Source organism: Curtobacterium sp. UNCCL20, from assembly GCF_900101675.1.
Classification (GTDB): domain Bacteria; phylum Actinomycetota; class Actinomycetes; order Actinomycetales; family Microbacteriaceae; genus Curtobacterium.
The window spans coordinates 444,884-466,102 of record NZ_FNKG01000004.1; the positions used below are offsets into that span (position 1 = coordinate 444,884).

Sequence of the window (21,219 nt, forward strand, 5' to 3'; positions counted from 1 at the left end):
CAGTCGGACTGGAGGCCCGTGGCGGCGCCGCCACGGGCCTGCAGTCCGACACCCGTCGCGACCACGGCGTCACCCGCGCCTGGTAAGCAGGTCCCATGACCGACGTCTCGACGCCCGCGCCCGGAACCAGAGCACTCGTCCTCGGAGGTGGCGGCGTCGCCGGCATCGCGTGGGAACTCGGGGTGCTGACCGCGCTCCAGGAGGCGGGGGTCGACCTCGACGCCGCCGACCTCGTCGTCGGCACCAGCGCCGGCAGCGTCGTCGGGACCTTCGTCCGGCACGGCGGTGTGCAGCACGCGTACGACCAGCAGCACGCTCCCGTCCCGACCACGTACGAGGAGCCCGTCGCGATCGACGCCGACGACTTCCAGGCACGACTCGGCGCCGCGCTCGAGGGTGCGACCTCGGAGCAGGACGCCCGCGCCCGACTCGGCCGGGCCGCCCAGCGCGTGACGACCGGCCAGACCGACGACGAGCGCGTCGCGACCTTCACCGAGACCCTGCCGTCGCCCGAGTGGCCCACGAAGCCGCTCGCGCTCACGACGATCGACGCCACCGACGGCACCTTCCGCGTGCTGACCGCGGCCGACGGCATCCCGCTCGCCCGCGCGGTCGCGTCGAGCTGCTCGGTCCCGCTCGTCTGGTCGCCGGTCACGCTCGAGGGCTGTCCCTACATCGACGGCGGCCTGCGCTCCGCCACCAACGCGGACATCGCCGCCGGGTACGAGCGGGTCCTCGTCATCGCCTGCGGCCCCGAGGGCCCGTCGCCGCTCGGGCCGTGGCTCGACGTCGCCGTCGAGGGGCTCCGTGCCGCGGGCAGCTCCGTCGAGGTCGTCGTGGCGGACAGCACTGCGCAGCAGGCGTTCGGCACGAACTCGCTGTCACTGTCCACGCAGGCTCCGTCGGCCGAGGCCGGGCACGCGCAGGGGGCGGCGCTGGCGGAGGGCATCGCCGCGTTCTGGGCATGATCCCCATGGCGTCCGCCGGGAGTTCTCCACAGTCTCGGGTGTGACCGTCCTGCTGTCCGGTGCCGCCGATAGCGTGGGGGCATGACGACGCCGTTCTCCGATCTGGACCAGTTCACCGCCCTCCCCCGAGTCGACGGGATCGCGGTGAGCCCGGACGGATCCCGTGTCGCGCTGACGGTCAGCAGGCGGGACGCCGAGGGGACGGGCTACCGGCGGTCCATCTGGGCCGTGCCCGGGCCGTCCGGTCCCGGCGACGCCGCCGGCTCGGGCGCTCCGGTCCGGCTCACCCGCTCGGCGAAGGGCGAGGGCGGGGTCTCCTTCACCCGGACCGGCGACCTGCTCTTCGTGTCCGGCCGCCCCGACGGCGAGGGCGACCAGGACAGTGACGCTCCGCAGCTCTGGGTCCTGCCCGCGGCCGGCGGTGAAGCCCGTCCGGTCACCCGACTCGCCGGTGGTGTCGGTGGCGTCCTCGGCGTCGCCGCGTCCGCGGACACCGTCGCCGTCACTGCCGGGCTCCTCCCCGGCGCCGGCACCGACCGCACGGGTGTGGTGGCGGCCGACGCCGAACTGCGCGGCCGCCGGAAGGACCGCGGTGTCGCGGCGATCCTGCACGAGACCTACCCGGTGCGCTTCTGGGACCACGACCTCGGCCCGGACGAGACCCACGTCCTGACGCTCGACCTCGGCACCCTGCGCGAGGCCGACACCACGCCGCCGCTGTCCGACGACGGCCCGGACGGCGACACGAAGCCGGCCTACCCGCCGCACCTGCCGGCACCGCTCGACCTCGCCCCGGCACCCGCCCGCTCGCTCGAGCACGTCGACGGGGTGGTGTCCCCCGACGGCGCGGTGGTCGTCGCGACCGTCGCCGTCCAAGAAGCGCGTGGTTCGCGTTCGACCATCGTCGCGTTCGACGTCACGAGCGGCCAGCGCACGGTGCTGTTCGACGAGGACGCCGTCGACCACGAGATGCCCACCCTCAGCAACGACGGGCGGACGCTCGCGTGGGTCCGGACGGCTCGTTTCACACCCCAGGGTGCGACGCCGCAGGAGATCTGGGTCGCCACGCTCGACGGCACCGCGGTGTCCGGGGCCCGGCGCATCGCGACCGAGTGGGACCGCTGGCCGAACGAACTCGTCTTCGAGCACGGCGACGGTGCGCTCCTGGCGACGGCCGACCAGGACGGCCGCGCGCCGGTCTTCCGTCTGCCCGTCGACAGCGGCACGGTCGAGCAGCTCACCCACGACGACTGGGCGTACTCGAGCCTGCGCGTGGCAGAGGCGACGGGTGCCGTGGTGGCGCTCCGTGCCTCCTGGCAGGCGCCGCTCCACCCCGTGCAGATCGACGCCGACGGCGCGGTGACCCCGCTCGCGACGCCCGCCGCACTGCCGGAGGTCCCCGGCCGCCTCGAAGAGGTCGACACGACGGCCGCCGAAGGCGCGCGCGTGCGCGGCTGGCTCGTCCTCCCTGAGGGCGACGGCCCGCACCCGCTCCTGCTCTGGATCCACGGCGGCCCACTCAACTCGTGGAACCAGTGGTCGTGGCGGTGGAACCCGCAGCTCGCCGTGGCGCGCGGGTACGCCGTGCTCCTGCCGGACCCCGCACTGTCCACCGGGTACGGACTCGACTTCATCAACCGCGGGTGGAACGCGTGGGGTCAGGCGCCCTACACGGACCTCATGGCGATCACCGACGCCGTCGTCGCGCGGGACGACATCGACGAGACCCGGACCGCGGCGATGGGCGGGTCGTTCGGCGGCTACATGGCGAACTGGGTCGCCGGGCACACTGACCGGTTCGACGCCGTGGTCACCCACGCCAGCCTCTGGGCGCTCGACCAGTTCAACGGCACGACGGACATGTCGCAGTACTGGCAGTCGATCTTCGACCAGTCCGGCCTCGACGCCAACGACCCGCACCGGTTCGTTCGCGAGATCACGTCACCGATGCTCGTGATCCACGGCGACAAGGACTACCGGGTGCCGATCGGCGAGGGGCTGCGGCTCTGGTCGGAGCTCGCGGAGCACCACGCGGCGGAGGACGGCACGATGCCGCACCGGTTCCTCTACTTCCCGGACGAGAACCACTGGATCCTCAAGCCGCAGCACGCCGTGGTCTGGTACGAGACGGTGTTCGCGTTCCTGGCGCAGCACGTCCTCGGCGAGGAGTGGAAGCGCCCCGAGCTGCTGGGGTAGCGGCGGGCGGCGCCGCAGGGCCGCGCGGTGCCCGATGCGCAAAACACCGGTGTTCGTCTGCCGCGCCCTGCGATTCCGCGGTGCGGCGCACGAACACCGGTGTTGTGCTCGCTGTCTGGCCGGGGTCGGTCCGGTCCACCTCAGACGAACACGGCCGACCCCGGCCGTCGGTCAGCTCAGCTCAGACGAACGCGGCCTGCCCCGTGATCGCCCGACCGACGATGAGGGTGTTCACCTCGCGCGTGCCCTCGTACGAGTAGATCGCCTCGGCGTCGGCGAAGAACCGCGCCACACCCTTGTCGAGCACGATGCCGTTGCCGCCCTGCACCTCGCGGCACCACGCCACGGTCTCGCGCATCTTCGCCGTCGCGAACGCCTTCGCCATCGCGGAGTGCTCGTCGCCCCCGGTGCCGGCGTCCTGCATCGCCGAGGCCTGCGTGCACAGGGCGATCGAGGCGGTGATGTTCGCCAGGGACTGCACCAGCCGGTCCTGCACGAGCTGGTGCGCAGCGATCGGCTTGCCGAACTGAATGCGGTTCCGGGCGTAGTCGAGGGCCGCTTCGTACGCGCCGACCGCGATGCCGATCGCCTGCCACGCGACCTCGGTGCGGGTCAGGCGGAGCACCTCGGCGGTGGCGCGGAACGAGTTCGCGTTCTGCAGCCGGCGCGACTCGGGGACGCGGACGCCCTCCATCACGATGTCGGCGTTCTGCACACCGCGGAGGGCGATCTTGTCCTCGATCTTCGTCGCGGTGAAGCCCGGCGTGTCGGTGGTGACGAGGAAGCCCTTGACCTGCTCGTCGGCGACGTCCTTCGCCCAGATCACGACGACGTCCGCGAACGTGGCGTTGCCGATCCAGCGCTTCTCGCCGTCGAGCACCCACTCGTCGCCCTCGCGCCGGGCGGTCGTGCGGAGCCCGCGTGCCGAGTCACTGCCGGAGAGCGGCTCGGTCAGGCCGAACGCGCCGACGATCTCGCCAGCGGCCATCCGCGGCAGCCACTCGCGCTGCTGCTCGTCACTGCCGGCCACCGCGATCGAGTTCATCGCGAGCCCGGACTGCACCCCGATGAACGTCGCCACGCTGGCGTCGATGCGTCCGAGCTCGAGCGCCGCCCACCCGCGGTACACGGCGGAGTTCTCGAACTGGCGGACGAGCGGGATGCCCGCGCCGTACATGCCGAGCTCGGCCAGCGGAGCGATCGTCTGCATCGGGAACTCGGCCCGCGCCCAGTACTCGTCCGCGATCGGGCGCACCTCGGACTCGAGGTAGGTGCGCAGCCGTCCGAGTGACTCACGCTCCTGGTCGGTCAACCCCTCCTGGAAACGGTAGAAGTCGGACTCGAGCAGTGCGGTCGTGGACGTCGTCATTGACATGGGAACCACGATGCATCATTCTCGGAAACGTTGCAAGGGAGGGACGCGTGTACACATCGGATTCTGCGCTGCGCGCGTTCCGGGAGGCGCGCCACACCTTCATCGCCGGCTCACGGATCGACATGGGTGCGCTCGCGACCTCGCTCGGCGTGGACCGCACGTCGCTGTTCCGCTGGGTGGGCAACCGTGACCGGTTGCTGTCCGAGATCCTGTGGTCCCTCGCAGTACCGACCCTCGACGGCGCCACCCGCACCGCCGACGCCACCGGGTCCGTCGGAGCGGCCCGCCTCGTCCAGGTGCTCGACCGCTTCACCGCCGACCTCATCGACGCCACGTACTTCCGCGCGTTCCTCACCCGCGAACCCGCACGAGCCCTGCGGCTGCTGACCACGACCGAGAGCGACGTCCAGAGCCGCTTCGTCGGCCGGGTGACCACGCTCATCGAGCGGGAAGCCGACTCCGGTACGTTCGATCCCGCGCCACTGTCGGCGGAGGAGCTCGCCAGGCTGCTCGTCCGGATCTCCGAGTCGTTCACCTACGCCGAGTTCATCTCGGGCGAGACCCCGGACCCCGATCGGGCCCGCGCCGCGTTCGAGTACGTCCTCCGACCCGACTCCGTACGTCCCGCTCACACCCCACCGATCGGAGACCGATGACCATCGACGAGTACCCGTTCCGCCGGATCTACCCCACCAGGTGGAACGACAACGACATGTTCGGGCACGTCAACAACACGATCTACTACAGCGCGATGGACAACGCGTCGACGTACTGGTTCCGCGAGGAAGCCCGTCTCGACCCGTTCTCGACGCCCTGGATCGCGGTGCTGGTGTCGTCGAGCTGCCGGTTCGTCGAGTCCGCGGTCTGGCCGGACGTCATCGAGGTCGGGATGCGGTCGAAGCACCTCGGCACCACGAGCCTGTCGTGGGAGTTCGGCCTGTTCCGCCAGTCGGACGGTGCCCTGCTCGCCACCGGCGAGTTCGTGCACGTCATCATCGACCGCGAGGGTGCCCGCCGCCCGATGGCCTTGCCCGCCGAACTCCGCGAGCTCGTCACCACGACGATGCAGGCGCCCGCGTCCGTCTCCGCCGACTGACCGCTGCGGCTCGGGCCGTCCGAACGCCCGCCGACCCGTCGCACGAGGGCCCTGAGACCGTCGCCGACCCTGCGCGCAACCGAAGTCACCTCGAACCGCGGGATCCCCCGGCTCCGGCCGACTTCGGTTGTGCGAAGTGGACGGTCCGCCCGAGCGCCGAGCACCCGTCCGCCCGAGCGCCGGCGTCAGATCAGGTCGTCGGTGAGGTGGTTCGGCGTCCCGAACCGGTGCGCCGTGATGGACACCGCCTGCTCCCGGAGGAACGGCAGCAGCTCGATCCGCCCGGCCTCGGTCACCGGCTCCCCGTACACGGCGACGTCGGGGCGCCCGCCGATCGCGGTGTACAGCGCGGAGACGTCACCGCCGATGAGCCGCACGCGGGTGGACGGACCGGCAGCGACGGCAGCAGCGAAGGCCTCGTCCGTCTGGCCCGAGGACAGCGACCGGACGTTCGGCAGCGCACGCACCGCTGACGCGACGGCGTCGGGCAGCGCGGCGGACGTCGAGACGTCGACCGTGGTGCCGGCGCGCACGGATGCAGCGAGGACGCGGACCAGATCCGCGACGCCGTCCGAAGCGGCCGAACCGGACGAACCGGACGAACCGGACGACGCACCCGAGGCGAGCCGTACCCGCACCCCCGGGTACGGCAGGTACCGCGCGATGTTCCGCTCGGCCGTCAGGGCCGACACGTCGGTGGCCGTCCCGAACAGGGAGTCCCATGCGAGCTGGTCCGAGGCGACGGCGCGGTCGAGCGACGGCGAGGTGACACCCGCGGCGCGGACGAAGGCCGCCACCGGAGCTGACGGAGCCGACCCGGCGGTGGCGTCGGACGCCGACCAGGACCCGAGCCCGACCAGGTAGTTCACGCCACCGGCCTTCGTCCCGGCGCCCACGGCCGACTTCTTCCAGCCACCGAAGGGCTGCCGGCGCACGATCGCCCCGGTGATCCCGCGGTTCACGTAGAGGTTGCCGGCCTCGATGCGGGACAGCCACGTGCCGATCTCCGCCGGGTCGAGCGAGTGGAGTCCCGAGGTCAGGCCGTAGTCGACCTCGTTGACGATGTCGATCGCCTCGTCGAGGGAGGACGCCGTCATGATGCCGAGGATCGGCCCGAAGTACTCGGTGCGGTGGAAGGCCGAGCCACGCCGGACGCCGTCGCGGACACCGGGGCTCCAGAGCTTCCCGGAGTCGTCGCGCTTGGCGGGCTTCACGGCCCAGGTCTCCCCGACGCCGAGCTTCGTCAGCCCGTCGAGGAGCTTGCCCGCGGCGGGCTCGATGACCGGCCCCATCTGCGTGGTGGGGTCGGTCGGGTAGCCGACGGTGAGCGAGGACACGGCGTCGATGAGCTGCGACCGGAAGCGCCGCGAGGTGGCGACGGAACCGACGAGCACGACGAGCGACGCGGCCGAGCACTTCTGCCCGGCGTGGCCGAACGCCGACGCGACGACGTCCTTCACGGCGAGGTCGAGGTCGGCCGACGGGGTGACGATGATCGCGTTCTTGCCAGACGTCTCGGCGAGGAGCGGCAGGTCGGGGCGGAACGAGCGGAAGAGCTCGGCGGTCTCGTACGCACCGGTGAGGATGACCCGGTCGACGAGGGGCGACGCGACGAGCTGCTGCCCGAGGTCGTCCTCGGAGACCTGCACGAAGGCGAGGACGTCGGCCGGTGCTCCCATCGCGTCGAACGCGGTGGACAAGATCGACGCGAGGACGGCACCGGAGCGCTCGGCGGGCGGTGCCGGCTTGAGGACCACGGCGGACCCGGCGGCGAGCGCGGCGAGCGTCGACCCGGCGGGGATCGCGACGGGGAAGTTCCACGGCGGCGCGACCAGGGTCAGTGCCGCGGGCGTGAAGGAGGCGCCGTCCACCTCGTCGAGCGAAGCCGCCAGGGTGCCGTAGAAGTGCGCGAAGTCGATCGCTTCGGACACCTCGGGGTCGGCCTGGTCGATGGTCTTGCCGGTCTCGGAGGCCATGACCTCGACGAGGGCGGCGCGGTTCGCCTCGAGCGCATCGCCGACGGCGTGCAGGACGGCGCCGCGAGCCGCTCCCGACCAGGCGCCCCATGCGGCGCCGGCGGCGCGGACCCGGCCGAGGACGGTGTCGAGCTGGGTGGCGGAGGTGAGTCGCGCCTCCTGGACGGCCGTGGTGCCGAGCGTCGACGACGCGACGCGCGCGGTGATCGCCGCGCCCCACGCACGGAACTCGGCGACCGACGGGTCGGTGTCCGGCGTGTTCTCGAAGTGCCCGGGGCCGGGGCGGCCGACTGCGGCGTACCGGTCGGCGACACGGTGCGACGCCGGCGCGGCGAGCCCTTCCGGCGTGCTGAGGGGTTCGAGGGAGGCGCGGAAGCGCGCTTCCTCTCGGGCGAAGAGCGGCGGCGAGGAGACGAGGGAGAACACCGCGGACATGAAGTTCTCCTGCGATGCCCCTTCCTCGAGGCGGCGGATCAGGTACGCGATGGCGACGTCGAACTCGCCCGGGTGCACGACGGGTGTGTAGAGCAGGAGCGAGCCGACGGTGCGGCGGACGGCTTCGGCCTGGCCCTGCGCCATGCCGAGCAGCATCTCGAACTCGATGCCGTCGCGGACGCCGCGGGACCCGGCGAGGAGCCAGGCGTGCGCGACGTCGAAGAGGTTGTGGCCGGCGACGCCGATCCGCACGTTGGCCACCCGGGACGGCGTGAGCGCCCAGTCGAGCACGCGCTTGTAGTTCGTGTCGGAGTCCTGCTTGCTGTGCCAGGTGGCGAGGGGCCAGCCGTGCACGGACGCTTCGACCTGCTCCATCGGCAGGTTCGCACCCTTCACCAGGCGGACCTTGATGCCGGCGCCGCCGCGGGATCGGCGTGCGGCGGACCACTCCTGCAGCTGCTGCATCGCGGCGAGCGCGTCGGGGAGGTACGCCTGCAGGACGATGCCGGCCTCGAGGTCGAGGAACTCGGGCTCGTCGAGGAGCTGGGTGAAGACCGCGATGGTGAGGTCGAGGTCCTTGTACTCCTCCATGTCGAGGTTGATGAACTTCTTCGGCGATGCGGCGGCGGCGCGGCGGAACAGCGGGCGGAGCTTCTCGATGATGTCCTCGACCGCGTGGTCGAAGGCCCACGGGGAGTGCGGGTGGACGGTCGAGGAGACCTTGATCGACACGTAGTCGACGTCGTCGCGGGCGAGGAGCTTGTGCGTGCCCTCGAGTCGGCGTGCGGCTTCGCCCTCACCGAGGACGGCCTCGCCGAGCAGGTTCACGTTGAGGCGGACGCCGTCGCGCTTGATCTTCGCGATGGCGGGGCCGAGCTTGGCGTCGGTCGCGTCGACGATGAGGTGGCCGACCATGTTCCGGAGGACCCGGCGGGCGATCGGCACGACGACGCCGGGCAGCACGGGGGCCATGCCGCCGCCGAGCCGGACGAGGCCGCGGAGCGCTGCCGGCAGGAAGCCCGGCGCGTTCGGTGCGATGGCGCGGAGCTTCCGCGCGGCGACCCCGAGGTCTTCCGGGCGGACGACGCCGTCGACGAACCCGACCGCGAAGTCGAGGCCGGCGGGGTCGGCGAGGACGCCGGCGAGCTGCTTCGCCGAGCCGTCGACCGGGTAGGTCTCGGCCTCGGCCAGCCACTGCCGCACCAGCGCCACCGACTGGTCGGCGAGGTCACCGGGGCCCACGGGCTCGGCGTCGGTGGTGGGGGGGCTCGTGCAGCGTCGTCATGGGATCAGTGTGGAACGCCCGATGCTTCAGCGGAAGCAAGGCTTCCTGACGCATACCGTGCAGCGCACCTAAACTGTCGACATGCTCGACGTCCGCCGCCTGGTCCTGCTCCGAGAACTGTCGATCCGCGGCACGATCGCCGCCGTCGCCGAGGCCGTGAACTTCACCCCCTCGGCCGTCTCGCAGCAGCTCTCCGCACTCGAGCGCGAAGCGGGCGTGCCCCTCCTCCGCAAGGCCGGGCGACGCCTTCAGCTCACCCCGCAGGCCGAGGTGCTCGTGCAGGCGGCGGGGACCGTGCTCGACGTGCTCGACCAGGCGCAGGCCGCCGTCGAGTCGACGATGCCGACCGTGCAAGGACGCGTCCGGGTCGCGGTGTTCCAGTCGGCCGCGCTCGCACTCATGCCGAGCGCCCTGCACGCGATGGCGACGGCGCACCCGGACGTGCGGATCGAGATGGTGCAGCGCGAGCCGGAGACCGCACTGCACGAGACCTGGGCCCGCGACTTCGACATGGTCATCGCCGAGCAGTACCCCGCGCACGCCGCGCCCCACCTGCCCGGGCTCGACCGCTCGGACCTCACGACCGACGCGGTCCGGCTCGCGCTCCCCCCGGTCGACACCGCTCTGGCGCCGGTGTCCTCGATCGAGGACGCCCGGGCGCTCCCCTGGGTGATGGAGCCGCGCGGGACGGCGTCGCGGCACTTCGCCGAGCAGGTGTGCCGACGCTGGGGCTTCGAGCCCGACGTCCGCTTCGAGACCGCCGACCTGCAGACCCAGATCCGGCTCGTCGAGTCGGGCAACGCCGTCAGTCTCATGCCCGACCTGATGTGGACCGGGCGGACGACCACCTGCCGCCTGGTCGACCTGCCGGAGCAGCCGCGGCGGACGATCTTCACGGTGGTGCGGTCCGCCGCGTCGGCCTCCCCCGCCGTGGCCGCCCTCCGTGAGGCGCTCGAACACGCCGCCGCAGCCGTCGCCGACTGACGAGCGTGCACGCGGGCGAACGCGCCGGCGGACTGAGGAGCCACCCGGCGGGACCGGCCCGACCGCACCGAGCACACCGTGACCGAGCCGTGACCTCCGAACCCGTCAGGATCCGTCAATCCACGACACCTCTGAGATGAGGGCACTTCCCGGTGCCCCGCGAGCATCCAGGGGGATCCCATGAAGCAGTCCTGCACCTCGACGGTCCGGCGCGGCGCCGCGATCGGCGCGGCCGTCGCCATCGTCGCCGCCTCGTCCGCGTTCGGCATCGGTGCCACCGCGGCCGTCGCTGACACCCCGGCGGACACCAGCGTCGTCCAGCCGGGAGGCGCGACCACCGTCACCACGTCGACCAGCGCTGACGAGATGGTCACCGACGAGAGCCCCACTCCCGTCCCGACGTCGACTCCCGTCGCCGAGACGCCAGCGGCCACGCCCGCCGCGGCGACACCCACCGCAGCCGAGCCGGACGCTTCCCTCGCCTTCCCCGAGGGCACCAGCGCCGACGCACCCCTCGTCCTCACCGCGACCGCCGGTGACGCCCTCTCCCGGACGTTCACGGCGTCCGGCGGGTCGGAACCGGTGACGTACGCCCTGCGCGGCGAGCGGGGGAAGCCGATCGTCGGCGACGGCTCCTTCGACAACGACTTCCACCTCGACGGCACCACCGGCGTGCTCTTCGGGACCGCCCGGCTCGCCACGCAGTACCGCTTCCAGGTCGTCGCCACCAGCGGGGACCAGACCGCGACCGAGTACGTCGAGCTCACCGTCGCCCCCGGCAAGCCGGTCGGTGTGACCTTCTCGGCCGCCTCGTCGGACGACGTCGGCCTGTGGCAGGTCGAGACGGACGGCACCGTCTGGGAGCAGGCGGTCGGGCAGGGCAGGGTCAAGATCGTGCCGGACATCCCCGTCCAGACCGGGACGTCCCTGACCCTCGCCGGCCTCGCGGTCGACGCGTACGGCAACCGCACCACGGGCAGCGACGCCGACGACGAGTACCCGCGGTCGACGGCGACGAGCACCGTGGCGTCGGACCGCATCGTGTGGGACGACCTGGGCAAGTCGAACACGGTGACCTTCACGACCGGCGGCACCCGCACGATCACGGTCTCCGAGGGCGGCGTCTCGACCTCGTTCACGGCGGTGGCCACCGACGCACCGTTCGCGTTCCAGGACGGTTCCTCGACGGCGAAGCCGATCGCGATCCGACCGAGCGCCGGTGAGGAGTTCGTCCGTACGTTCCCCGTGACCGGCGCACCGGACCCCGCCGGCGTCCGCTACGAGCTGCGCGGCGCAGCGGGTGAACCGTTCGACGACACGTCCGCGCGCAACGGGCTCGACGTGACGATCGACCCCGAGACCGGCGTTCTGACCGGCACCGGCACCGCCGCGAGCTCCTTCCGGTTCCAGGTCGTCGCCACCAGCGGCGGACGGGAAGCCGTCGCCCACGTCGAGCTCACCGTCTCCCCGGCCGCCTTCGACCGGTTCGCCGTCGCCGTGCTGTCGACCGACCGTGACCCCGACGGTGAGGCGTGGGGCGTCGACAGCGACACCATCACCCACTTCAGCCCGAACGGTGACGAGGAGCGCGTCGATGCGATCCCGGCACGGCAGGGCGACCGGAAGCTCATCCTCGCCGTGCCGGTCGACCAGTACGGGAACGCCGTCGCGGACCACGACGCCCTGACCATCACGAGCGACGTCGCCAGCGACGAGATCACCGACGACCCGGACACCGCGGGCACGTGGGTGACCTTCGAGCACGCGTCCCCGCACGTGGTGACGGTCGCCTACGACGGGCACTCCCAGGCCATCCCGTTCGAGGTCCAGGCCTCCGCCACGGCCGCGAGCGTGACGAAGCCGGCCGCCGGCTCCGGCACCCTCGCGTACACCGGGGCCGACGAGTCCGGACCGCTCGCCTGGGCGCTCGGGCTGCTCGCCGCCGGAGGCGGTCTGCTGCTCCACCGCCTGCGCCGCCGTCGCGCCTGAGACGCGACCGTCGACGGACGGGAGACGCGGGACCGACCGGTGCCGCGCCTCCCGTCGGTTCGTTCCTCGTTTCTGTGGAAAAACCCAGGTGAGAGCCGGTGGTTCCGTGATGGAACTGCAATCTGCCGGCCACCTGGAGGACGCCCTGCGAGGTCTACCGTCAGCACTGCGAGCACGCGCATCCGCGGCTCGCCATCTCGACTCCCTGGGGGAATCCATGCACCAGTCCAGCAAGCCGCCCGTCCGACGAGCAGCCACGATCGCGGTCTCGATCGCGGCGACCGCAGCCGCCTCCGTGCTCGGCATCGGGACGGCGGCGACGGCGGCTCCGTCGGTCGCCGTCACGGCACCGGCGACGGCGAGCCCGACGCCCGCGGCGCCCAACACCGCGGCGCCGAGCCCGACGCCGGCCGCGACACCGAAGCCCGCCACGTCGGCGACGTCGACCACCTCGTCGAAGGCCGCCGCAGCAGCGACGCCCGCAGCCACGACGCCCGCAGCGGCAGCCCCGGCTGCGACCCCGAGCGACGGCAGCGACCTCGCCTTCACCGAACCGGGCACCCAGGCGGCCCCGCTCGCCCTCACCGCGACCGTCGGCACGCCCTTCAGCCACACGTTCCACACCACGGGCGGCGACGGCACCGTGGCCTACGCCATCCAGGACGCCCCGTCGCAGGAGTACACCGTCAACGTCGAGACCGGCGTCCTGAGCGGCACCCCGACCGCCGCCGGCACGTTCGACTTCGAGGTCGTCGCCCTCAGCGGCTCCACCCAGGTCACCGAGTACGTCCGCCTGACGGTCGCGCCGTCACCGGTCGTGTTCACCGAGCCCTCCACGAAGAGCAGGCCACTCGCACTCACCGCGACGGCGGGGACGACCTTCACCCACACCTTCCGGACCACCGGCGGCTCGGGCTCGCTGGCGTACGCGATCCAGGACGCCACGTCGAAGGACCTCAGCGTGAACGTGGAGACCGGCGTCCTGACGAGCACCGTGACGACCGCCGGCACCTACGACTTCGAGGTCGTCGCCCTGCGCGGCACGGCGACCGCGACCGAGTACGTGCGCCTCACGGTGCGGCCCGCCGCAGCGGTCGGGGTCCTGGCGATCGTCGGCAGCGCCGCCCCGGGCTCGACGGTGTACTCCGTCGCCCCGGGCGGCGTGATCTCGGCGTTCGACGGCGGCGGCCACCCTCTCGGGAAGGTGTCCACGGTCCCCGTCAAGCAGAACGGCACGCTCCTGGTGCAGGGGCTCGCCGTCGACCGTTTCGGCAACGCGACCGCTCTCGGCACCGACGGCACGGTCGCCCGCTCCACCGTGACGAGCTCGATCGCGTCCGACCGGATCGCGCAGGTCCCCTCCGAGGCCACGTCGCGCGTGACGTTCCCGCACGCGTCCGACCACCGGCTGACGGTCTCGCAGGGCGGCGTCTCGACGTCGTTCGTGGTCGCCGTCCAGCCGGTCGCCACCGCTGCGGTCGCGACGACGACGGGCACCACGGGACGCACCCTGGCGTACACCGGCGCCGACGAGACCGGCCCGCTCGGCTGGGCGGCGGGGCTGCTCGCAGGCGGCGTCGCGCTGCTGGTCCACCAGCTGCGTCGCCGTCGCGCCTGACCGGCGTCACCACCGGCGGACGGGAGGCACGGTGCGGGCTCGCACCGTGCCTCCCGTCCGTGTCGTGTCACGGTCGACCACCGACCGCTCGCGCGGGCGGACCGGGACCCCCCCCCCCAACCCCCGTCACATTTCGCCTGCGGTTCACGTGCTCGTGCGCGTGTACCCGTACGATCCGATCACGGCCGAGAACTCTCGGCGGATTCTTACGATCCGGCACCCGACCGGACCTGAACACCTGGGGGAACACGTGCGCCGCAGCACATCCGCCGCCCGACGCGCCTGCGCCGTCGGCACCACCATCGCACTCATCGGTCTGACCACCGGTCTCGGCATCATGACGGCGACGCCCGCGTCGGCCGCCACCGACCCGGCGGCCGGCAGCGTCGCCTCCGCTCCTGCCGACGCCGGCACCGCTGCTCCTGCCGACGGCAGCTCCGGCACCGGCACCGGCACCGCGCCGCAGGACCAGACGTCCGGCGACTCCTCGACCGGCAGCGTCGCGGACACCCCGCCCGCCGGCTCGAACTCGGGCTCGGGCTCGGGCTCGGGCCAGACGGGGTCCGACGCCGGGGCACCGGCAGGCGGCACCGGCGACGGCACCACGGTCGGCGACGGCAGCACGGCTGCCGCCGGCGAGCCCGGCACCGGGCAGACCGGTCCGGCCACGCCGCCCACGACCCTCGCGCCGACGGTGCCCGCCGACCAGCCCACGAAGAGCCCGCGCGCCGCCGCCGTCCAGACGGTCACGATCGAGGGCGACCTCACGGTCGGTTCCCTCCTCACGCTCGACGTCGAGGGCTTCACCAAGGGCGCCGGAGTCGTCTACAGCTGGGTCGACGAGGCCGGCGACGAGATCTCCGACGCCGCGACCTACACGATCGAGCCGGCCCTCGCGGGCCAGCGCATCCGCGTGACGGTCTCCGCCCCGACGGTCGACGAGACCGCCAGCACCGTCACCGAGTCGGCCGTCGCACCGGTGTTCGTCGACGAGCAGGGTCAGCCGCTCTCGGACGACGACAGCGACGCGACCATCGAGGTGACCGCGGGCGTGGCCTTCTCCCACACGTACCGCGCCCTGAGCACGCCGGCACCGACTCTGACCGTCCAGTGGTTCGACGACGACGGAGAGCCGCAGGACACGCTGCCCAAGGGCATCGCGTTCGACCCGGAGACCGGCGTGCTGTCGGGCACCGTGACCGAGGCGAACACGTACTACAGCTTCGTGGTCACCGCGACCGCGAAGACCGCCTCGGGCGTCGTCTCGAGCGAGCAGTACGGCGACCTCGACATCCAGGCCGGCGCACCGTTCGGCGTCGAGGTCACGTCGATCGACAAGGGAACGCTCCTCGACGGCACCGCGGAGAACGCGTGGATCATCGAACCGAACGGCCAGGTCTACACGCAGTCCCTGCTCGACGACTCCGACCCCGTCAAGGGCGGTCAGGTCACCGTCAAGCAGGGCGGCACGCTCCTGGTCGCCGGGAACAAGGTCGACCGCTGGGGCAACCAGATCTTCCCGGACTTCGACGACGAGACCGGTGAGCCGGTCTTCTTCACGCCGACCGTCACCTCGGACGTGGCGTCCGACGTCATCGCGCCCGACTCCGACCTCGGCTCCGTGGGCGTCGTCAGCGTCACCTTCCCGCACGCGTCGACGCACACGCTGACCGTCTCCGGCGCCTCGCTGCAGAGCACCAGCTTCGCCGTCGACGTCCAGCCGACCGCCGTGACCACCGTGTCGCCGACCACACCGGCCGTCACCGTGCACCACACCGCAACCGGCACCGGCCGCCTCGCCTACACCGGCACCGACGCGACGGGCGCCCTCCTCTGGGCCCTCGGCCTCGTCCTCGCCGGCATCGGCCTCATCGGCGCCCGCACCGTGCGCCGCCGTCGCGCCCAGCGCTGACCCCCGACGTCTCCCGTCCGCCACGTACCCGCGTGACGGACGGGAGGCCCGCACCGGCCCCGTCCCGCCGCGCACCAGTCCACTGGTGACGGCGCGGCGGGGCCGTTCGCGTCATCGGGTCGATCCCGTCGGTAGCGTGGGCGCATGCCCACCCTGCTGCACATCGACTCCTCCGCCGACCTCGTCCACTCACGCTCCCGCGCCCTCACGGCGGCGTTCGCCGACGCCTGGCGCGCGCGAGGCCCGGAGTACACGGTGGTGCGGCGCGACCTGCACACCGCGCAGCTCCCCCACCTCGAGACGTCGGCGCTGCACTGGGCAGCAGCAGACCGCACCGACGACGAGGTCGTCGCACCCGAGGCCGACGCGCTCCGCCAGGAGGTCCTCGACGAACTCCTCGCCGCCGACGTCGTCGTGGTCGGGGCCCCGCTGTACAACTACACCGTGCCGTCCACGCTGAAGGCCTGGATCGACCGGATCCACATCCCCGGGGTCCTCGCCGGCGACGTCCAGCCCCTCGCCGGACGCCCGGTCGTCACCGTCGTCAGCCGCGGGGCCACTTACGACGCCGGCACCCCCACCGAGCACTGGGACCACGGCTCGCCCGTGCTGCACCTCATCCTCGGCACCGCACTCGGCATGAAGCTCTACCCGATCACCGTCAGCGCCACGCTCGCCGACCGGATCCCGGACCTCGCCCCGCTCGCCGAGCACGCCGCCGCCGAGGTCGCCGACGCGACGACCACCCTGGAGCGCCTCGCCGCCACCCTCGGCTGAGGTCAGGACGCGTCGTGTGGAGGAGGGGTCAGGCGGGACGGATCTCGGCGGACCGGCCGAGCAGCGCTGCGTGGTACGCCGTCTGGGTCAGGGCGCTCGCGAGCAGGAACCCCGTCATCGACTCGATCCCGCCGCTGAACGGCACGCGAGCAGCGACCTCGAACAGGGTCGGCTCGTGCAGGGCGTCGAGCGCCCGGGCGACGTGCCGAGACCGTTCCTCCCGGTGCAGGGCGAGCGTCTTCGCCCGGCCGACGACGTCCCGGAAGCGGTACTCGTGCCCCGGGCAGACCTCGAGGTCGGCGTACACGTCCAGCCGGCCGAGCGAGGACAGGTAGTCGCCGAGCGGGTTCGTGGCGGTGCGTCCACCCAGCCCGATCCCGGAGTTGATCCGCGGCAGCACGTGGTCGCCGGTGAAGAGGAGCCCGTCGGCCTCGTCCACGAAGCAGAGGTGCCCCGCGGTGTGCCCGGGCGTCCAGAGCGCCCGGATCGTCCGACCCGCGATCGGCAGGGCGTCACCGTCGTCGAGGAACAGGTCGGCGTACGGCTCCGACGTGCGACCGAGCCCGATCCGGCGACCGCTCCCCCAGGCATCCACCACGCCGGCGCGCAGTTCCTCGGGCAGCCCCCACGTCGCGATGTCGGCGTCGTTCGCCACGGCATCCGCCCACTCGCGTCGGAGCGCCTCGACCTCGAGCCGGTGCATCGCGACCCGGGCACCGGTCTGCGCACGGATCGCTGCGGCGGCGCCGAGGTGGTCCGCGTGCAGGTGCGTGACAGCGACGAGCGACACGTCCTCGAGCCGCCGACCGACGGAAACCAGCGCGTCACGGAGCTCGTCGAGCGACCCGTCGGCGCTCCACCCGGGGTCGATCACGGCGAGCGCGCCGTCGGTCCCCTCGACCACGTACACGAGGGTCGCGTCCGGCACACCGAAGCGGAAGGGCACCGCGAGGGTCCAGATGCCGGGGCGGACCTCCTCGACGGGCGGCAGGACGCCGTCGCGGAGCGCGGCGGCCTGCACGGGGCTGATCGGTTCCGGAACCGGCGCTGCCGGCGGGGGCACGGTCGTCACCCGACCACCCTAGTGACGCGAGCCGGTGGGTCGAGGTGATCCGTTCCTCCAGGCCCCCTGGACCGTCACCGGACGCTCGGCGCGCCGACCGACCCGCGCCAGACGATGCGCTGCAGGTCGTCCGGCCGCGCCGGCGGCGTCTGCGTCCGCATCGTGGCGATCAGCAGTCGCATCGTGTAGGCACCGAAGGCCTCCCGGTCCTGGATCACGGTGGTGAGCGGCGGGACGAGCCAGGCACTCTGCGGCAGGTCGTCCCATCCCGTCACGCTCATCGTGCCGGGGACGGACCACCCCCGTTCCGCAGCTGCTCGGATCGCGCCGGTGGCGATGTGGTCGTTCGCGGCGATGAGTGCGAACGGTGCGACGTCCGCGGGGAGCGTCCTGACGATCTCGTACCCGGCCTCCGCACGCCATTCGCCCTCGTGCACGCCGAGTGACTGCACGCCCAGGCGTGCGACCGTCGACGTGTAGGCCTCCCGGCGGGCGACCGCCGACGGGAAGTCGTACGACCCGCCGATGTGCAGGAAGTGACGATGCCCGAGCTCGTAGAGACGCTCCATCATGTCGACGAGCGGTTGCGCGTCGGTGAGCTGACCGGTGGCGTGGAGTCGATCGTCGAACTCCGAGAGCGAGAGCACCACCGTGGTCGACGACCGCGTCTCCTCCGTGAGCTCCGGTGCGACCGGCACGAACGAGAGGAGCCCTTCGAACTCGCCGGACAGGATCACCTCGCGCAGACGGAGGTGCCGTTCCGCCTGTTCGGCGGAGACCGTGACGAGCTCGACGACGAACCCGCCGTCACGAGCCACGACGGTGGCACCTTCGAGGAGGGCCGCGGAGTACAGCAGTGACTGGGTGGTGAGGACGACTGCGATCCGGCCGGTCTGCCGGGTCCGCATCGATCGCGCCGCGAGGTTCGGGCGGTAGTGCAGTTCGGCGGCCGCCTCGAGGACACGGGCCCGGGTGGCGGAGGAGATCCCGCCCTTGCCCGTGAAGACGAACGACACGGTGGACTGGGACACGCCCGCCCGCGTGGCGACGTCCCGGCTGGTTGGTCGTCTGGTCATCGGTCTCCTCGGGTGCAGCTCATCCTCGCGTGCCGCAACGGTTGACGAGCGGAGCCTCGGCGTCAATACTGCCTTACTACGTACTACTCATACGTAGTAACTGGACTTCGACGACGTCGTCCGCCGTGCCGAGCACGGTCGCCGGCCGACGTCGACACCGACGAGGACGGGTGGCTCATGCTCAGGATCGGCATCATCGGGACCGGCGCGATCGCGGACGCGCACATCCGGGGATGGCGGGCGTTCCCCGACGACGCGCGGATCGTCGCCGTCGCGGACGTCGTGCCCGGACGCGCCGCAGCCAAGGCAGCGGACGCCGGTCTGGGGGACGTCTCGATCTACGAGGACACCGACGCGATGCTGCGGGAGGAGCGCCTCGACATCGTCAGCGTCGTCACGCCTCCGAGCGCCCACGCGGGCGTCACCATCGCCGCACTGGACGCCGGCGTCCACGTCCTGGTGGAGAAGCCGATGGCGCCGTCCCTCGAACAGTGCGATGCGATGCTCGCCGCGCAGCGACGGTCCGGGAAGGTGCTCTCGGTCGTGGCCCAGAACCGGTTCCGGGACGACACGGCGACGCTGAAGGCGGTGCTCGACTCCGGCCTGATCGGCTCGGTCTCGCACGTGCGCGTCGACTCCGCCTGGTGGCGTGGCGTGCCGTACTACGACCTCGCCTGGCGCGGCACCTGGGAACAGGAAGGCGGCGGCTGCACCCTCAACCACGCCATCCACCACGTCGACCTCCTGCTCTGGCTGATGGGCCGGCCGTCCGAAGTGACGGCGATGCTCACCAACGCACAGCACGACAACAGTGCGGTCGAGGACCTCTCCGTCGCGGTCCTGCGGTACGAGCGTGCGCTCGCGCAGCTGACCAGCTCCGTCGTCCACCACGGCGAGGAGCAGACGATCGTCGTCCAGGGTGCGGAGGCGAGCGTGTCCCAGCCCTGGAGTGTGCACGCCGACGTGACGCAGCCGAACGGCATGCCCGCCGAGGGTGGCGACCCAGCTCGCACGGCCCGGATCGAGTCGTTCGCGGCCACTCGTGCACCACTGGCGCACACCGGCCACGACGGACAGATCGACGACGTCATCCGCGCGGTCCTCGACGGCCGCCCTCCCCTCATCGACGGGGAACAGGGGCGCGCCGCCGTCGAACTGGTCACGGCGATCTACGAAGCGGGCATCGAGCGCGCCCACGTCCGGCTCCCACTCACCGCTGAGGACCCGTACTACCGGAGCGCCGCGCTCATCGAGCGAGCACCGCGATTCCGCGCGGAGTCGGCACTCGACCCGAGCCTGGCCTGATCCACCACCACACCGACGACAGAGAGCAGCATGCCGATGACCACCTCGCCCTACACGTTCGATCCACTGCCGGAGCGTGCCGTCCCACCCGGCGCCTTCCCGTTCGCCGCGATCGGACTCGACCACGGACACATCGAGGGGATGGTCGAGGGGCTCACTGCTGCCGGGGGGACCTTGACCTGGGTGTTCGACACCGACCCGAACCGGGCGGCCGCCCTCGCCGAGAAGTACCCGACCGCACGCATCGCGACATCGGAGCAGCAGGTACTGGGCGACGAAGCCGTTCGCCTGGTGGCGACCGCGGCGATCCCGTCCGAACGCGCCGGCGTCGGCCTCCGCGCGATCGACGCCGGGAAGCACGCGTTCGTGGACAAAGCGCCGCTGACGACGTTCGCGCAACTCGCCGCCGTCCGCGAAGCCACCGCACGGACCGGCCTGAAGTACGCCGTCTACTACGGCGAGCGGCTGCACAGCGAGGCCGCGGTCCTCGCCGGACAGCTCATCGCCCGTGACGCGATCGGGACGGTGCTGAACGTCGCGTCGTTCGGTCCGCACAAGATCGGGACCGGCCGACCAGACTGGTTCTGGGACCCCGCCCAGTACGGCGGCATCCTCTGCGACATCGGGAGCCACAACTTCGACCAGATGCTCGTCTACACGGGCGCGGCCGACGGTGATGTGCTCAGCGCGACGGTCGCGAACCGCGCACATCCGGAGACGCCGGCGTTCGAGGACCACGGCGACGCCCACGTGCGCTTCGACAACGGCGCCACCGGCTACGTCCGGGTCGACTGGTTCACGCCGGACTCCCTCGGTGTGTTCGGGGACGGGCGCACGTTCATCCTCGGTACCGACGGGTACATCGAACTCCGGAAGTACGTCGACATCGGCACCGACAACGGCGGAGGGCAGCTCCTGCTCGTCAACGAGCACGGGCAACAGCGTTTCGACGCCCGCGGGATGACCGGGTTCCCGTACTTCGGCCAGCTCATCCGCGACTGCCTCGAGGGCACGGAGACCGCCATGACCCAGGCGCACGCGTTGAAGGCCGCGGAACTCAGCCTCATCGCCCAGTCGACGGCCGCCGCGTCGTCCCCTGTCCCGGTTTCGGTCCGGTAACCCGGCACCGCCAGCACCGCAGCAGCGCACAGAGTCTCAAAGGAG

The 21,219-nt window shown here is 72.3% G+C and carries 15 protein-coding genes; 11 read left to right on the forward strand and 4 right to left on the reverse strand.

Going from position 1 to position 21,219, the window contains the following annotated elements:
• Positions 1–95: 95 nt before the first annotated feature.
• The gene (locus BLT36_RS17720; RefSeq protein WP_092097126.1) at positions 96–968 is read left to right on the forward strand and encodes a patatin-like phospholipase family protein; all 873 of its coding nucleotides are present in this window, start codon (positions 96–98) and stop codon (positions 966–968) included.
• An 81-nt stretch (positions 969–1,049) separates the two neighbouring features.
• Positions 1,050–3,164, forward strand: coding sequence for a S9 family peptidase (locus BLT36_RS17725; protein ID WP_092097128.1), 2,115 nt, complete (start codon positions 1,050–1,052; stop codon positions 3,162–3,164).
• A 181-nt stretch (positions 3,165–3,345) separates the two neighbouring features.
• Here BLT36_RS17725 and BLT36_RS17730 read toward each other — a convergent pair whose 3' ends face one another.
• Positions 3,346–4,533 (reverse strand): acyl-CoA dehydrogenase family protein, encoded by a 1,188-nt coding sequence (locus BLT36_RS17730; protein ID WP_092097129.1) that lies wholly within the window; start codon positions 4,531–4,533, stop codon positions 3,346–3,348.
• A gap of 53 nt (positions 4,534–4,586) precedes the next feature.
• Here BLT36_RS17730 and BLT36_RS17735 point away from each other — a divergent pair, with 53 nt between their 5' ends.
• Both BLT36_RS17735 and BLT36_RS17740 read left to right on the forward strand, forming a co-directional pair.
• Entirely contained in the window at positions 4,587–5,195 is a 609-nt protein-coding gene (locus BLT36_RS17735) for a QsdR family transcriptional regulator (protein WP_092097131.1), read from the forward strand.
• Positions 5,192–5,635, forward strand: a complete 444-nt coding sequence (locus tag BLT36_RS17740) for an acyl-CoA thioesterase (RefSeq protein ID WP_092097132.1) — start codon at positions 5,192–5,194, stop codon at positions 5,633–5,635. Before BLT36_RS17735 ends, BLT36_RS17740 begins: the two co-directional genes overlap by 4 nt.
• Positions 5,636–5,820: 185 nt before the next feature.
• On the opposite strand, the gene BLT36_RS17745 is transcribed toward BLT36_RS17740, so the two are convergent.
• Positions 5,821–9,288 carry a proline dehydrogenase family protein gene (locus BLT36_RS17745; protein ID WP_092097134.1) on the reverse strand — a complete coding sequence of 1,156 codons (3,468 nt, stop codon included), beginning with the start codon at positions 9,286–9,288 and terminating at the stop codon, positions 5,821–5,823.
• Between the two features lie 124 nt (positions 9,289–9,412).
• Here BLT36_RS17745 and BLT36_RS17750 point away from each other — a divergent pair, with 124 nt between their 5' ends.
• From BLT36_RS17750 to BLT36_RS17775, 5 genes are all read left to right on the forward strand, one after another.
• Positions 9,413–10,315: a LysR substrate-binding domain-containing protein gene (locus BLT36_RS17750; RefSeq protein WP_092097135.1), complete on the forward strand. Its 903-nt coding sequence runs from the start codon at positions 9,413–9,415 to the stop codon at positions 10,313–10,315.
• 180 nt (positions 10,316–10,495) lie between these two features.
• Positions 10,496–12,304 (forward strand): hypothetical protein, encoded by a 1,809-nt coding sequence (locus BLT36_RS17755; protein ID WP_092097137.1) that lies wholly within the window; start codon positions 10,496–10,498, stop codon positions 12,302–12,304.
• Between the two features lie 217 nt (positions 12,305–12,521).
• Positions 12,522–13,922 carry a hypothetical protein gene (locus tag BLT36_RS17765; protein WP_175529711.1) on the forward strand — a complete coding sequence of 467 codons (1,401 nt, stop codon included), beginning with the start codon at positions 12,522–12,524 and terminating at the stop codon, positions 13,920–13,922.
• 250 nt (positions 13,923–14,172) lie between these two features.
• Positions 14,173–15,834 (forward strand): putative Ig domain-containing protein, encoded by a 1,662-nt coding sequence (locus tag BLT36_RS17770; RefSeq protein WP_092097142.1) that lies wholly within the window; start codon positions 14,173–14,175, stop codon positions 15,832–15,834.
• 144 nt (positions 15,835–15,978) lie between these two features.
• Positions 15,979–16,611 (forward strand): FMN-dependent NADH-azoreductase, encoded by a 633-nt coding sequence (locus BLT36_RS17775; protein WP_092097143.1) that lies wholly within the window; start codon positions 15,979–15,981, stop codon positions 16,609–16,611.
• A 28-nt stretch (positions 16,612–16,639) separates the two neighbouring features.
• Here BLT36_RS17775 and BLT36_RS17780 read toward each other — a convergent pair whose 3' ends face one another.
• Both BLT36_RS17780 and BLT36_RS17785 read right to left on the reverse strand, forming a co-directional pair.
• Positions 16,640–17,683, reverse strand: coding sequence for an MBL fold metallo-hydrolase (locus BLT36_RS17780; protein ID WP_092097145.1), 1,044 nt, complete (start codon positions 17,681–17,683; stop codon positions 16,640–16,642).
• 65 nt (positions 17,684–17,748) lie between these two features.
• Positions 17,749–18,750, reverse strand: a complete 1,002-nt coding sequence (locus BLT36_RS17785) for a LacI family DNA-binding transcriptional regulator (RefSeq protein WP_092097146.1) — start codon at positions 18,748–18,750, stop codon at positions 17,749–17,751.
• 177 nt (positions 18,751–18,927) lie between these two features.
• Here BLT36_RS17785 and BLT36_RS17790 point away from each other — a divergent pair, with 177 nt between their 5' ends.
• The gene (locus BLT36_RS17790; RefSeq protein WP_092097148.1) at positions 18,928–20,055 is read left to right on the forward strand and encodes a Gfo/Idh/MocA family protein; all 1,128 of its coding nucleotides are present in this window, start codon (positions 18,928–18,930) and stop codon (positions 20,053–20,055) included.
• A 36-nt stretch (positions 20,056–20,091) separates the two neighbouring features.
• Positions 20,092–21,174, forward strand: a complete 1,083-nt coding sequence (locus BLT36_RS17795; RefSeq protein ID WP_368086386.1) for a Gfo/Idh/MocA family protein — start codon at positions 20,092–20,094, stop codon at positions 21,172–21,174.
• The last annotated feature ends 45 nt before the right edge of the window (positions 21,175–21,219 follow it).

Bases quoted from the DNA above. Each gene is read 5' to 3' on its own strand.
- BLT36_RS17720 (WP_092097126.1), top strand. From the start codon at position 96: ATGACCGACGTCTCGACGCCCGCGCCCGGAACCAGAGCACTCGTCCTC.
- BLT36_RS17725 (WP_092097128.1), top strand. From the start codon at position 1,050: ATGACGACGCCGTTCTCCGATCTGGACCAGTTCACCGCCCTCCCCCGA.
- BLT36_RS17730 (WP_092097129.1), bottom strand. From the start codon at position 4,533: ATGACGACGTCCACGACCGCACTGCTCGAGTCCGACTTCTACCGTTTC.
- BLT36_RS17740 (WP_092097132.1), top strand. From the start codon at position 5,192: ATGACCATCGACGAGTACCCGTTCCGCCGGATCTACCCCACCAGGTGG.
- BLT36_RS17750 (WP_092097135.1), top strand. From the start codon at position 9,413: ATGCTCGACGTCCGCCGCCTGGTCCTGCTCCGAGAACTGTCGATCCGC.
- BLT36_RS17755 (WP_092097137.1), top strand. From the start codon at position 10,496: ATGAAGCAGTCCTGCACCTCGACGGTCCGGCGCGGCGCCGCGATCGGC.
- BLT36_RS17765 (WP_175529711.1), top strand. From the start codon at position 12,522: ATGCACCAGTCCAGCAAGCCGCCCGTCCGACGAGCAGCCACGATCGCG.
- BLT36_RS17775 (WP_092097143.1), top strand. From the start codon at position 15,979: ATGCCCACCCTGCTGCACATCGACTCCTCCGCCGACCTCGTCCACTCA.
- BLT36_RS17785 (WP_092097146.1), bottom strand. From the start codon at position 18,750: ATGACCAGACGACCAACCAGCCGGGACGTCGCCACGCGGGCGGGCGTG.
- BLT36_RS17790 (WP_092097148.1), top strand. From the start codon at position 18,928: ATGCTCAGGATCGGCATCATCGGGACCGGCGCGATCGCGGACGCGCAC.
- BLT36_RS17795 (WP_368086386.1), top strand. From the start codon at position 20,092: ATGACCACCTCGCCCTACACGTTCGATCCACTGCCGGAGCGTGCCGTC.